A 327-nucleotide genomic window follows, 5' to 3' on the forward strand; every position below is an offset into this window, starting at 1 on the left:
GCCCCAGCGGTTGCGGCGTGGACGGAGAGCCGCTCTCGTCCAGGCGTGGATGATAATCAGGAAATATTAAGAACGGCTGATTCCGACGCACGGGCGCCGCGCACCAGCGCCACCAGCATCAGCACGAAGATGAGCGACAATGCCGCCAGAACGGCGCAGGCGGCGAGCGCCGGGCCGGTGCCGGCGCGGTCGAGGATGGCGGTGAAGATGACCGGGGCGACGGCATTGGCGAGGTTCTGCGGCAGCGACCGCCGGGCCGATTGCAGTCCGAATTCGCGCGGTGAGAACAGCGCCAGTGGCAGCAGCGCGCGGGCGACGGTCATGACG

1 pseudogene is annotated in these 327 nt (G+C 68.5%); it reads right to left on the reverse strand.

The window, feature by feature from the left end:
- Positions 1-56: 56 nt before the first annotated feature.
- A pseudogene (locus EOD29_RS30990) lies at positions 57-327 on the reverse strand (MFS transporter); the annotation flags it as partial.

The sequence above is a fragment of the Mesorhizobium sp. M1A.T.Ca.IN.004.03.1.1 genome, from assembly GCF_003997555.1.
Classification (GTDB): Bacteria; Pseudomonadota; Alphaproteobacteria; order Rhizobiales; family Rhizobiaceae; genus Mesorhizobium.